General features: G+C 42.7%; 6 protein-coding genes. All 6 read right to left on the reverse strand.

Features of this window, described 5'->3' with window-relative positions; genetic code table 11:
* Positions 1-24: 24 nt before the first annotated feature.
* A complete protein-coding gene (locus AC1DO4_RS16540; protein WP_477417741.1) occupies positions 25-2,403 on the reverse strand; it encodes an ABC transporter permease in 2,379 nt (792 codons plus the stop codon).
* Positions 2,404-2,519: 116 nt separating this feature from the next.
* On the reverse strand, positions 2,520-4,946 hold the full coding sequence (locus AC1DO4_RS16545) for an ABC transporter permease (RefSeq protein WP_477417743.1): 2,427 nt from the start codon (positions 4,944-4,946) through the stop codon (positions 2,520-2,522).
* A 289-nt stretch (positions 4,947-5,235) separates the two neighbouring features.
* Complete coding sequence (locus tag AC1DO4_RS16550) at positions 5,236-7,626, reverse strand: ABC transporter permease (RefSeq protein WP_477417745.1); 2,391 nt, start codon at positions 7,624-7,626, stop codon at positions 5,236-5,238.
* 290 nt (positions 7,627-7,916) lie between these two features.
* A complete protein-coding gene (locus tag AC1DO4_RS16555) occupies positions 7,917-10,271 on the reverse strand; it encodes an ABC transporter permease (RefSeq protein ID WP_477417747.1) in 2,355 nt (784 codons plus the stop codon).
* 212 nt (positions 10,272-10,483) lie between these two features.
* A complete protein-coding gene (locus AC1DO4_RS16560) occupies positions 10,484-12,853 on the reverse strand; it encodes an ABC transporter permease (protein ID WP_477417749.1) in 2,370 nt (789 codons plus the stop codon).
* A 143-nt stretch (positions 12,854-12,996) separates the two neighbouring features.
* The gene (locus AC1DO4_RS16565; protein ID WP_477417751.1) at positions 12,997-15,384 is read right to left on the reverse strand and encodes an ABC transporter permease; all 2,388 of its coding nucleotides are present in this window, start codon (positions 15,382-15,384) and stop codon (positions 12,997-12,999) included.
* Positions 15,385-15,497: the final 113 nt, after the last annotated feature.

Below are 15,497 nucleotides of genomic sequence, written 5' to 3' on the forward strand. Positions count from 1 at the left end.
TGTCACCCCACTCACTACTCACCACTACTCACTCTTCAAGCTTTTTACCGGGTTGGCCAACGCCGCTTTGGTTGATTGTATACTAACCGTAATGGCGGCTACCAATAATGCGGCAGCACCTGTTATGATAAACACCCACCATTGTATATCAATACGATAAGCGAAATCCTGCAGCCATTTGCTGGATATGTACCAGGCTATTGGCGATGCGATAACGGTGGCTATAATCACCAGTGCTAAAAAATCTTTTGCTATCAGCAGGATAATATTCATAACGCCTGCACCCAATACTTTACGAATACCAATCTCTTTGGTACGCTGCACTACGGCAAAGGCTGTTATAGCAAACAACCCTAAACAGGCCAGTATAATGGCCAGCGCTGAAAAAGTGGTGAATACCCCTGCTGTACGTTGTTCGGTGCGGTATAGGGCGTTGTAATTATCGTCCAGAAAATGGTAATCATATGGTCTGTGCGTAACGCGGTCTTTCCATACCTTACCAATCTCGGTTATTATCTGAGGTGTGTTATTGCCGTTAATCCTAATAAACAACTTGTGCAGTTGCTCATTATCCAAAAACAGGATGAGCGGGGTAATAGGATCATGAAACGTTTTAAAATTAAAATCTTTAATAACACCTTTCACAACACCGGGGTTACCTTTTGATATGGTTTTGCCTATGGCCTGCTCCGGTGTCCACCCTAAGGCTTTTACAGCCGATTCATTCATGATAAAAGAATAGTGGTAGTTTTTGTACTTATCGGTGGTATCCATTTGCAGCAAGTCGGCACGGGTATAATCGCTGCCTGCGGTTAAGTTCAGTTGCATAGTTTTCACAAAATCCATATCCACCGGTATGGCGGCCACCGAAATACTTTTGCCATCATTGGTACTGATACCATCGCCCCAGCCTACATTAATAGGCTCGTCATTTGCAGCGGCTACAGATTGTACACCGGGAATGGCCGCCATTGCTTTTTTCAGGGCTTCGAGTTGTGGCCGTATCTTATGATCTACAGGTAAAACTACTACGTTGCTTTTATTGTAACCAACATCCTTATTGCGGATATAGGCCAACTGTTGCAATATCACAATGGTAGAGATGATCAGAAAAATAGAGATCACGAACTGGAATACTATGAGCGATTTGCGTACACTTTGACCTGAAGTAAACGAGAAGCCCGATTTAAGTATCTTCACCAGTTTTGCGTTGGATAACAATAACGCCGGGTACGCCCCAGCCGCAAAACCCACCACTAAACTTAATGCCACCAAACCACCAATTACAGCCGGGTTAAATAACACCATTATTTCTAATTGCTTGCCCGATATTTGGTTAAATAAAGGCAATACCAAACCTGCCAAAATCATAGCAAATACTGATGCTATTGCGGCTGTAAAAACCGACTCAGCTATAAACTGCCAAAATAATTCGCCATTACCGGCGCCCATTACTTTGCGTACGCCTATCTCGGCACCGCGTCCGGCCGATTGGGCTATGGCCAGGTTTATATAATTTACGCAGCCTATCAATAGTATCAGTATAGCTACCGCCAAAAGGATATAAATGTAAGTGATACTGCCGGTAGGCTCAAATTCGTATGGTATGCCAGAGTGGAGGTGAATAGCTGTTAGTGGTTGCAGGTTGTAAGTAAGGTAATGTTTGCCCTCCATCTTAAGCTCTTTTTTGCTAACCGTGTTTACCATGTAATCGGTTAGTTTAGCTTGAAGCGATTTGATATTAACTTTATCATCAATCAGCAAATAAGTCATGTTACTTGCCGACCACCATTGCTCGGGCCCGTTATCGGTAATGTATAAACTAAAAGGCACAACAAAATCAAACTGAATTTGCGAGTTTGACGGAATGGTTGCCGCAACCGCCGCAACCGTAAAGTTTTTTGAACCAACTGATAAAACTTTGCCCAAGGCATCCTGGTTACCAAAATACTTTTTAGCCGCGTTTTGGGTAATCACTATTTTATCAGGCGCGTTTAAAGCCGACCGCGCATCGCCCAGGAGCAAGGGGAACGAAAACACGCTGAAAAAATTGGCATCGGCATAAAATACCTTTTCTTCAAACACCTGGTTGTGGTAACTTATTACCATAGGATATTTAAAGGTGCGTACATATTCCTTTACACCCGGAAACGTCCTTTTAAATTGCGGGCCCGCCTTTGTACCACTTAAAGCAATATTTTTAGTTACGTCGGACGAATTATACTCCATCGTAGCCCGCACAATCCTATCGGCGTTTGAATGGAAACGGTCATAGCTCAATTCATGCCTGATATAGATGCCAATAAGCAGGCAACTGGCAATACCTACCGTTAAACCAAGGATGTTGATAAAAGCATAAAGCTTGTTCTTTTTTAAATTACGCCACGCTAATTTGGTATTCATATGTATTTAAACTCTAAATGATAAATCCTAAATTCTAATTTTAAAATTCTAAACGCTTCTTCGTTACACTCTACACCCTGACCAATGAACTAATGAACCAGTGAACCAATGAACGATTACTCGCTCCTCAAACTCTTCACCGGATTGCTTAACGCTGCTTTTATTGACTGAAAACTGATGGTAGCAAAGGCAATGAACACAGCCAGGAATGACGATACAGCAATAACCCACCATTGTATGTTTTGCCTGTAGGCAAATCCCTGCAGCCAATGGTGCATAAACAGCCAGGCTACCGGTGTTGCAAAAACTATAGCTATAAGTACCAGTTTGATAAAATCTTTGGAGAGCATGGCAACAATGGTGCTTACGTCTGCTCCCAATACTTTGCGGATGCCTATCTCTTTACTGCGCTGCTCGGCGGCGTAGGCAGCCAAACCAAACAGACCCAGGCAGGCAATAATAATGGCCAGCGAGGTAAACACTATTGATATGGTGCCCATACGTTGTTCGGCACGGTACGTGGCATCAAAATCTTCATCCATAAAAGAATAATTAAACTCCCTGTTGGGCGATATTGATTTCCACCTGTCTTTAATAAGCGCCATCAGCGAGGTGATGTTGGCGGTATTCACTTTTAAGCTCATTGCCCCGGTATCCTCGCCGTACATCAATACTACAGGGCTGATATTGGTTTTTAACGAACTGAAGTTAAAATCTTTTATCACGCCAACAATATGAAAACCCTTAAAGGTTTTGGCCATATTATCCTGCGGAAGATATAATGTTTTGTTTATCGGATCGGGCACATCCATCAGTTTCGCGGCTGTTTCATTGATGATCATCGATGCGGTATCAGTTGCCATCTCTTTAGAGAAATTACGCCCTTTAGTAATCTTTAAACCCAGAGTATTAACGTAATCTTCGTCAACCATCCAGGTTTGCGTAAGGATAGCCCGTTTTTGATCGAGGTTACGATCGGGGAACATGCTGCTGCTGTTGCGGTAATCCATGGTGGGCAAAAAGCCGGTCATGGTGGCATTCATTACGCCGGGTAGTCGCTTTACCTCTTCTTTAAATGTTTTTGCATGTTTACCCAGGTCATATGTGCCGTGTATGATCAATACCTGGTTGCGGTTATAGCCAAGATCTTTATGCTGAATATATTTTAACTGGTTATAGATAACCAGCGTGCCTATGATGAGGAAAATAGAAATTGAAAACTGGAATACTACCAAAAAACTCCTTAACCAGCTGCCTTTAAAGCCATTGGCCAGCTTACCCTTTAATACTTCAATGGGTTGGAAAGCTGACAGGAAGAAAGCCGGATAAAAGCCCGCCAGGCAACCAATCACTAAAACCACTATCAGCATGCCCGGTATCAGCCAGCTTAGGGAGCTAAGACTGAGCGCTAAAGTTTTATCGGCCATATGATTAAATACCGGTAAAAATAAATAAGCCGTGATTACAGCCAACACAGCCGCTATAAACGTAACCATTACCGATTCGGACAGGAATTGAAAAATAAGGTATTTACGAGGCGAACCCAGCACCTTACGAACCCCAACCTCGCGTGCACGGTTTGATGAGCGGGCGGTAGACAGGTTCATGAAGTTTACGCAGGCTATCAGCAATATAAAAATGGCTACCGCGGTAAATATGTACACATACTGGATATTGCCATTAGGTGAAAGTTCCGAAACACTGTTTGATTTAAGATGAATATCTTTCAGCGGGATTAAGTTAAGCTGGTACTTGTTACCGGCCTTTTCAAAATCGTCAAAGGTGATGTGCAATATACTTTGCAATTGCGGGCCTGCATATTTACGCAGCAGCTGGGGTAATTTAGCTTTGAACTTCTGCGGATCGGCCCCCGGTTTTAATAAAACATAGGTATTAAAATTATTGCTGAACCAGGCGTTCTCCCTGCTTTCGGCAAGGGTGCTCATTGATAAAAAGAAACCGAAATTAAAGTGCGACTGCTTTGGAATATCCTTGATGACCCCGGTTACTTTATATAAGATACTGTCATTAAAAGTTAAGGTTTTACCAACGGCCTGCAAAGGGTTATTAAAATAGCGCCTGGCTGTGGTTTCGTTGATTACTGCTGTGTGTGGCTCAATCAGGGCCTTGTGTGGGTCGCCCGCTATCATGGGTAAGGTAAATACATCAAAAAGGGAAGCATCGGCAAATATCATTCTATCTTCCTTAATATTCTGATTGCCTTTTTTTACATTATAGCCCCCCCTGTTAATCATCCTCGTCGATTTTTCCACTTCCGGAAAATCACTTACCAGGGCCCCCGCAAGTGGTGCAGGCGAACTGGCATATGATTGATCGTTACCACCAAATTTGATATCGTTATTCAGGCGGTAAATCCTATCGGCATTCAGGTTAAATCCATCATAACTTAACTCATCAACAACATAAAAAACAATAAGCAAACAGGTTGCCAGTCCCAGGGCCAGCCCCAAAACGTTAATAGCCGTAAACCCTAAGTTTTTCTTAAGCGTACGGAAAGCGGTTTTAATGTAGTTTTTTATCATCTCGTTAGTTCATTAGTTCACTGGTTCATTAGTTCATTGGTGGCAGAGTTCATCAATCATTTGTTCACTGGTTCATTGGTGGCAATTATAAATCCTTTGACAACATGCTAACGATTGTGGTTACACTTGCACTCAAAACTTTTGGGGTTCATTGGTTCATTGGTTCATTGGTTCATTGGTTAACGCGGGCATAGTGGACTGACAAGCGACTGCCTATCTAAAATGCCTCCTTGCGTGATCCAACCAGACAATACCAATAAACTAATGAACCAGTGAACCAATGAACTAGCTACTCACTTTTAAGGCTCTTAGCCGGATTAGCAGTGGCAGCCTTTACAGATTGTACGCTAACAGTTACAAAGGCTATGGTAATAGCTGTAATACCGGCAATTGCAAACACCCACCATTGGATATCAATACGGTAAGCAAAGCTTTGCAGCCATTTGCTCATGCCATACCAGGCCAGTGGTGATGCAATTACGGTGGCCACCAGTACCAGTTTCATCAGATCCTGAGATAGCAGGGTAACAATGTTTGCTATACTGGCGCCTAATACTTTACGGATACCTATCTCTTTTACCCTTTGTTCGGCGGTAAAAGTTACCAGGCCGAAAAGTCCCAGGCAGGCTATACTAATGGCAAGTATGGTGAATAGGAACAGGATACTGCCCTGCTTTTGTTCGGATTGGTATTGTTTGGAAAAATTCTGATCTAAAAAGTGAAACTCAACTTTGCTTTCGATATCAAAGCGACCATACACTTTACTGATATAATCTAATGTAGCCTGGATGTTGTTTTTACCAATGCGTACATACATATTATCCTGATCGTTTGCTTTGGCTGGCATTACCATCACCATAGGTGATACCTTATGCTGAAGGGAGTAGGTATTAAAATCTTTTACAACGCCGATAATGGTTTGCGATATCGTGTTGCCCTTTTCATCAACCCCGGTTCGAACGGATTTACCTACGGCATCCTTCCAGCCCATTTCATTAACCAGGGTTTGGTTAACAATGATGGATTGCTTTTGATCGGTAACCATTGATGATAAAAAATTGCGCCCCTTGTCCATTTTTATTTGCAGCGTAGGGATAAAGTCTTGATCAACAACCAGGTTCTCTACAATTTTCGATTCGGAGTTTGCTTTTCCATCAGCACCTAAGTTAAAACTGCCGCCGCCTATGTTGTTGTTACCTATCGGGTTACCGGCAATCCCCACGCTTTCCACAGCAGGATTTTGCAGTAGCTGGCTTTTTATAGCAGCAATTTTAGTTCGGGCCGATTTATCATTAATATGGAAAGTAAGTACCTGCGCCTTGTTAAAGCCAAGGTCTTTGTTCATTACAAAATGCAATTGCTGGTAAATGATACACGAGCCAGCTATCATTACAATGGTGATAACAAACTGGAACACCACCAACGATTTCCTGAATAATACGGTAGATACCTGGTTGCCTGTTTGGCCTTTCATGGCAGAAATAGTACGGAAACCCGACAGGAACAAAGCCGGGTACAAACCGCTCAGCATGCCTGTTACAAATGAGAATACTGTAAAGGCAATGATGGTTTTTGTAAGCCCGAATTGCAACAGTATTAATGTTTTGCCCGATAGCTGGTTAAAATACGGCAATACAAACTGGATGACCGCCCCCGCCAAAATCGTGGCAATGGCAGTCAGCAAAATAGATTCAGCAAAAAACATCAGCATTAACTGGTTTTTGCTGGAGCCTATAACTTTGCGAACCCCTATCTCCTTAACCCTTACAGATGAACGCGCGGTGGTTAGATTCACATAATTGATAACCGCTATAGCCAGTATCAGCAATGCTACAATGCCGAACACATACACATAAGTAATATTGCCGTTATTACCTATCTCATAATCTAAATTTGATTTAAGGTGGATAGAGGTTAGGGGCTGCAGCTCCATCCGGTACTTCATTGGGCCAAGATCACCCTTTAAGTATTTATTTAAAAAACCTTGGGAGGCCGCTTCTATCTTTTTGTAATCAGTTTGATTTTTAAGCAGCAGGTAGGTATATATTCCAGAGTTACCCCACCTATCGGTATAACCCGCAGGGAACGACCGCAGTGCAGAAAATGAAAAGTGCGAATTTGCGGGTACATCGTCAATAACACCGGTAACCGCGTTAGGTTGCTCATTGATCATTACCGTTTTGTTCACCGCATTATCTGCATCGCCAAAAAGCTTAACAGCAAGCGTTTTGGTTAAAACTATGGTTTGCGGCCTGGCTAAAGCAGATGCAGGTTCGCCGGATAAAAAGTGATAGCTAAATACATTAAAGATGGCATTGTCTGTAAAAAGGATCCCTCCTTCGTTCATCTGCTTATCGCCGTAGGTTATTTTACCACCACCCTCGGCATCAACACGCGCAAACTCTTCAACTTCGGGGTAATCATTTTTCAATGTGGGGCCGAAAGGTGCCGATGTGACTGCAAGATTAAACTTACCGCCGTTCCATTCACCATGCTGGGCAACCCGGAAAATCCGGTCGGCTTTTTTATTGTATCGGTCATAGCTCCATTCATCAGCCACGTAAAGACTTATGAGCCAGAAAGCGGCCACGCCAATGGCTAAACCGCTTACATTGATGATGGAGAAAACTTTATGCTTGATAAGGTTTCGCCAGGCTACTTTAATATAATTCTTTAACATAAGGCTAATGTTTTATGGTTATACTATTAGAATACTAAAACCCGTACCAATTACATAAAAACCTAAATATCAGTAAATTAAAAATAAAACCAAAATACAAAACCGTACGATAGCGGACGGTCATTGTGCATAGGCGAACAGGGGAGTAAGATTTTGGACTTTCAGACAAAAGACTTTTGGACAAAGGACAAAAAGAAGACAAACACATCTTTTGTCTGAAGGACCTTCGTCCAAAAGTCTTTACTCCTTGCTCCAAAAGTCCTTCGTCCAAAAATCTTTGTTCCAGGGAACTACTCGTTCCGCAAACTATTAATCGGATTGGCTAATGCTGCTTTAATAGATTGGAAACTTACGGTCGCCAGTGCAACTATTACGGTTACCAGCCCTGCCATTACAAATACCCAAATCTGGATGGTGATGCGGTAGGTATATGTTTCCAGCCATTTGTGCATACCCCACCAGGCAATTGGTGATGCTATTGCGAAGGAAATAAGTACAAGCATCAAAAACTCTTTTGATAACATGCCGGTAAGGTTTGACACCGATGCGCCTAAAACCTTACGTACACTAATCTCCTTTTGACGGTTTTGTGCCATATAGGCAGCAAGGCCAAACAACCCAAGGCATGATATAAATATGGTTAGGCCGGCAAACAGGCTGGCTAAGGTGCCCACTTTTTGTTCGTCGTTGAATTTTTTCGCGTATTCATCGTCAACAAAATGATATTCAAACGGATACTCCGGATTATATTTTTTAAACACGGCTTCTGCACGTTTCAGGTTTTCGGCGGTAGTGTTATTGGGGTTAAGCTTATAATGTACCACGTTAAACCATGATTTTGGCCCCTGGATAATCATGGCTTTAATAGGCTGGTATGGCGATTCGATAATAAAATCTTTAATAACACCTACCACCACCAAATTATGGTTATCCCGTTTGATGATCTGTCCTACGGGATCTTTAAAACCGGTTACTTTTACAGCGGCTTCGTTCAGTAATATGGCTGTTGAGTCCGTAGGATAAGTATTAATATCGATATCCCTGCCGGCAGCTATTTTTAAACCCATGGTTTTTACAAAGTCGCCATCGGTGTTGTACATGATAAAATCTATTTTCTGACTTTGGTCTTTTCCTTTCCAGTCAAAACCCCAGCTGTCGCTCCACCGTTGGGTAACCGGCGAGTTGGTTTTAGTAACCGATACTGCTGCCCCGCTGCTTACCAGTTCATTGCGGATCATCTTGAAGTTTTTATCAATACTGCCCGACATCATGGTATATGCCAGGTTGTCTTTTTTGTATCCAAGATCCCTGTTTTGGGCGTATTGCATCTGGTCGCGGATGAGGATGGTACAGATGATGAGGATAATAGCGAAAGTAAATTGAACTACTACCAATATTTTGCGCGGGCTAATTGCGGCATCTACCTTTTTAAATGATCCTTTTAAAACGCTAACCGGCTTAAATGACGACAGGAAGAAAGCCGGGTAACTGCCGGCTATTATCCCCGTAAATAAAACAAAACTTAAACCGGCCAGCCAGAAATAAATACTGCCATAAGGTACAAATAACCGTTTATCAGTCAGCTGATTGAAGCCCGACATACTAACCTGCACAATGATAATGGCAATTATACCTGCAATCAAAGCGATAAGGATGCTTTCACCCAAAAATTGTGTGATGATCGAACCTTTTTTTGCACCTATCGCTTTCATGATACCTACTTCGCGGGCGCGTTTTTCGCTCCGGGCAGTGCTTAGGTTCATGAAATTGATACAGGCTATCAATAAAATAAATGCCGCGATAACAGCAAACAACCTTACCGACTCAATTTTACCGCCGGTTATTTTGCCATTTTCAAATTTAGAATATAAATGCCATTTGGCTGCAGGGTGCATAAACACTTCCTGGTCTTTTTGATCGGAGTGCGATTTGGTAATGTTGATCACCTGCTTATTAAGCTGGTCTTCGGTAACATTGGGTTTAGTAAGCACCCAGGTTTGCACAGAGTTGTTACCCCAGTACTCGTCATCGCCACCTGTTTTTTTCAGATAACTCCAGGGCATTAGGTATTCAAAATCAAAACGGGTGTTGTTGGGCAAATCTTTCATTACCCCTGTCACTGTAAAATGGTCAACGCTGTCAATACGTATCACTTTACCCATCGCATCTTGTTCGCCAAAAAGCTTTTTTGACAGCTTTTGCGTAATAACTATGGAATTGATAGTATTAAGCGCCGTTTTTGGATTTCCTGCCACCAGCGGAAAATTAAACATGGTCAAAAAATCCGGATCGGTAAAGTTACCATCCAGGTTCAGGTGTTTATCGCCAAGGCTAAACAAGAAACTTGCTGATGTTGTACGCGCGCTTTGTTCAACGGAGGGGTAATCCTGCTTCAATGTCTTCGACATGATCTTCGGTGTAGTTCCCCAGCACCAAAGCTTGCCATCAAAAACAGCCCGGTTATAAGCCAGGTATAGTCTATCGCGATTTTGATGAAACTGGTCATAGCTCAACTCGTTCTGAATCCAGAAAAGGATAAGCGCCGCGCTTGCCATCCCTATGGCCAGTCCCGATATGTTGATTAACGAAAATGATTTATTACGCAATAAATTGCGCCAGGCGATTTTTATAAAATTTTTAAACATGGTATTTGGTTCATTAGTTCAATTGTTTATTAGTTCATTGGTGTTGTATGATTCGTAGTTCATTAGTTCACTGGTTCATTAGTTCATTGGTGGAGGAGCGTAGACCCTGCAGTCTGAATTCGCCAGCCACAAGCCATTATTCAACATAACCGACCCAATTAGCCAACAGATAAGACCAATGAACTAATGAACCAGTGAACCAATGAACAATTTTATTCGCTTCTCAAACTTTTAACCGGGTTGCTCAAAGCTGCTTTAATAGCCTGCCAGCTAACGGTTGCAAGGCATACGGCCACGCTGATGGCTATAGTAGCCACAAATACCCACGCACTGATATTAGTGCGGTAAGTGTACTGGGATAACCATTTATCCATGTAATAATAGCTGATAGCAGAGCCGATAACAAAGGAGATGATTACCAATTGCAAAAACTCCCTTGACAGGTTGAACCACAGGCTGCTTACAGTTGCCCCTAATACTTTGCGGATACCGATCTCCTTTTTACGCTGTTCGGCGGCGAAGGAAGCTAAGCCGAACAAGCCAAGGCATGATATGATAATGGCCAGCACCGTGAACGCGCTCGATAACGTACCCAGCAATTTCTCTGTCTGGAACTTGCGGCTAAAATTTTCGTCTACAAACTTGTATTCAAAAGGGTATTCGGGGTTATATTTTTTGTAGAGGGACTCGATGGTCGCCAGGCTTTTTGATACCGATATTTTTGGATTTAACCGTATGCCGATAGTCCCTGCCCAGTTTTTATCAAAGCCGATGATCACCGGCTTTACTGGTTCATATGGAGAGGCCCATACAAAGTTTTTTACAACTCCTACAACAGCACATTTTCTATCCTGCCACTTTACTATCTGGCCTATCGGATCTTTTAGCCGCATCATTTTTACCGCGGCTTCATTCAGCATAACAGACGAGCTATCAGCAACGTGATCTATTGAAAAATCGCGGCCTGCCAAAAGCTGCAGACCATATGTAGGGATAAAATGATAGCTGGTAACCAACTGATCAATAGGAATTTTATCTTCACCTGCCAATTGACCGGGCCAGGTAATGCCCCAGCTACTGCTGTTGGCACTGGCAATAGTACTTGATGTAATTGCTGCATCGGTAATAGCTCCGGCATTAATGGCATCCCTCCTGAAGTTTTCAAACTCCTTTTGGATGCTGCCTTCAATAGAGAACTCCAGCAAACCATTTTGTGAGTAGCCAACCGGCCTGTTTTTTATATAGCTGATCTGTTTATAAATCAGGATACTTGAAAGTATCAGGCATGTAGCAAATACAAACTGTATTACAACCAGTACCTGCCTGGAGTAAAATGTTGTTTTGCCTGCTTTGCTAAGGCCTTTTAAAACTTTTATTGGTTTAAACGACGAAAGGAACAAGGCCGGGTAACTACCGGCAAGGATCCCTGTAAGCAATGTTACGCCAATTATGGCTACCCAGGTTAAAGGGTTACTAAACGGTATAATGAGTTGCTTACCAATCATCTCCTGAAAACGCCCCATCAGCGATCCCATTAATAATGCGGCAAAAATAAAAGCCAGGAAAGATGTCAATATCGATTCGCCCATGAACTGCTGGATAATGGCAAACCTGCGGGCGCCTACTACCTTGCGGATCCCCACCTCGCGTGATCGTTTTTCAGAACGTGCTGTTGAAAGATTCATAAAATTGATACAGGCTATCACCAGGATCCCGATTGCCAGGAACAGGAACAGCCTTACATACTCAATACTGCCGCCACCTGTGGCCTTACCGTTTTTAAATTCACTGTACAGGTGCATTTTATTAAAAGAGTATAAAAACAGTTCATTTTCTTTATTAAAAGGATCATTATGAGCTATCAGCTTTGTGATTTTAGGGTTAAACTTAGCCACATCGACACCTGGTTTTAACTTGATAAAGGTTTTGAATGAATAATTGCCCCAGCCAGAATTTTTAACCCATGGCATGGTTGATTCAAACAATTTCCACGACATTAAAGCCTTAAACCTAAAGCTGGAATTTTGGGGCAGGTCTTTAAAAACACCGCTTATTTTTACCAGTGTGCTACCATTCAATTTTACTGTTTGACCAATAGGATCCTGCTTACCAAACAGTGCTTTAACAGCCGACTCTGATATAATAACCGAGCTCAGATCTTTAAACGCATCGGTTTTATTGCCTTTAACAAAATCAAGCTTAAAAATATCCAGGAACGAAGCATCGGCAGCCATCAATGAAAATTTGAGCGGCTTGTTGTTATAATTAAAAAGCTGATCGTAAGCCCAGTTTGTACGGGCGGCGTATGCAATATCTGGATACTCTTTTTGCAGTACCCCGGCTACCTGCACAGGTGTGGCATCGCCGGTAAGAATTTCGCCATCTGACGGCTGATTACGCATCACTTTATAGATGCTATCGCTGTTCTGATAAAATTTATCGTAGGTAAACTCATTATATACATATAACAGCAGCATAAAACTAACTGCCATACCCGCCCCAAGGCCGCCAATGTTAATAGCAGAATACAGCTTGTTTTTTATCAGGCTCCGCCAGGCAATTTTTAAGTAATTTTTAAACATGGTATTTGGTTCATTTGTTCAATGGTTCATTTGTTCATTAGTCTTGTATGGTTCACTAGCTTTTTGGTTGCGCGGTCAGCGGATCAAACTAAGGTTTACCGCCTTCCACCAATGAACCAGTGAACTAATGAACCAATAAACGCCTACTCGCTCCGCAAACTCTTAACCGGGTTTGTGAGCGCCGCTTTAATAGCCTGGAAGCTTACCGTGGTAAGCGCTATCATAAGGGCTATTATGCCTGCCAGGGCAAACTCCCACCAGCTGATGCTGATTCGATAAGCAAAATCCTTTAACCAGCTATGCATGCCATAATAAGCAAGCGGAAAAGCAATCAATGCCGAAATACCTACCAGTATCACAAACTCCAGCGATAGCATATTCACTATACCGAATACCGATGCGCCTAATACCTTGCGGATCCCGATTTCGCGGGTGCGCTGGATGGTACTGTACGATGCCAGGCCAAGCAAACCCAAGCACGAAATAAATATGGCGAGTATCGCGAAATATAAGAACAGGGTGCCAAACCTATTATCAGACGCGTAAAGCTTATCAAAGGTTGCATCAACAAAAACATAATTGAACGGCCGCTCGGGTACAAGCGATTTCCATTTATCCTGGATAGCTTTTATGGTGACTGGAATGTCATTTACCCCTATTTTTAAAGTAAATACATTTAATCCACGTTGGTTAATACGCATGTTCAATGGTTTCACCTGGGTTTGTAAACCTTGAAAATGAAAATCTTTTACCACGCCAATTATTTTACCTGTTCGCCCCCATTGATTGAAATTGTGTCCAACAGCATCCCCGGGTTTCAGGTAGCCCAGCATTTTTGAAGCCGCCTCGTTAATGACAATGGCTTTGGTGGTATCCGTTCCAAATGATTGAGAAAAAGTGCGACCGGCTAAAACCTTCATTTCAAACTGGTGGATAAAATCATAGTCCACATCGTACATGTTCATATTCATTTCCTGCATGGCGCCGGTTTTGGTCTCTATTTTTGAATAGGCCACACTGTTGCCAAAACCGGGGATACTGCCCGATGCCGTAACAGCCGATACGTTGGGGATTTTTGCCAGTTCATTTTTTATCAGCTGGAAACGGGCCTGAACAGCGCTGTCGCCTGCAAAATCAATGGTGAGCATCTGTTCTTTTTTAAAGCCGAGGTTCTGGCTGCGCATAAAACTGAGCTGGTTGTAAACTATCAGCGTGCCAATAATAAGCACAATAGAGATGGTGAATTGTGTAATTACTAAACCTTTGCGCAAAATGATGCCCTTACTGGTAGTGCTGAACCTGCCCTTTAAAATAGTGACCGGTTTAAATCCCGACAGCACCATGGCCGGGTAAATGCCCGCAACAAGGCCAATTGCACTGGCAATAACAAAAAGTTGTACCAGGTAACCACTGTTAAAGATACTTTCGCTAACCACTTTGCCCGATAACTGGTTAAACAAAGGCAGCAACAAGTAACTGAACAAGGCCGAAAACACAAAAGAGATTAAACAAATAATAACCGATTCGCTTAAAAACTGGATAGTTAATTGTTTGCGCACCGCCCCTATCACCTTGCGGATGCCCACCTCTTTGGCCCTTTCGGTGGCACGGGCGGTGGTAAGGTTAATAAAATTGATACAGGCAATCAGCAAAATAAACGCCGCGATTACCGAAAAGATGTAAACATTGGTAACACTGCCATTTTCGGTTCCGCCTCCCCTTTTTGAAACCATGTATACATCTCTAAGTGGTTCAAGATAATAGGCGTAATCCATCCCGCTTTTACGGTCGGCCTCGCTGATATGCTTTTTGGCGAATGCCGGTAAGCGTGCCTGCAATTTAGCCGGATCATATCCTTTTTTGAGCAACAGGTAGGTAAAGTTATTATAATTGCCCCATTGGGTTAAATACCCTTTATACAATTTTGCGAGGGTGGATACCGATACGAGCATATCAAATTTAATGTGCGAATTATGAGGAACATCCTGCATGACGCCGGTAACAGCGGCAGGGTATTTACCGTCAAGTAATAACGGCTTACCTATAGGATCGGCGCTGCCAAAGTATTTTTTGGCCATGGTTTGACTCATTACCACGCTGTAAGGCGCTTCAAGGGCTTTATTCTTATCCCCTTTTACCAATTGGAACGAGAACACCTTAAAAAGCGAAGGCTCGGCAAACTGAACATTATTTTCCTGGAATTTGGCATCCTGGTACTGCACCAGGTAACCTGCGCCAAACAAGCGGGTATAAGCCTCAACCTCGGGATAATCACCTTGTATGGCCGGGCCAACAGGGGCGGTGGTTGACGGCCAGTGCAGCGTTTCGGTAGGTGTTTTAATGTCTGAGGCTACCCGGTAAATGTTATCATAATTCGCATTAAAATGATCGTAGCTCAGCTCAAACTTTACATACATATAAATCAGGAACCCGGCGGTCATCCCCACGGCCAAACCTATAATATTGATAACCGAAAACCCCTTGTAACGCCAAAGGTTCCGGAAAGCTATTTTGATGTAGTTTTTTATCATGATATTAGTTTTATTTGTTCATTTGTTCACTGGTTCATTAGTTCATTGGTCTTGTATGGTTCATTAACTTTTTGGTTGCGCGGTCAGCAGATCAAACTAAGGTTTACCGCCTT

The organism is Mucilaginibacter sp. P5_A6, assembly GCF_056400585.1.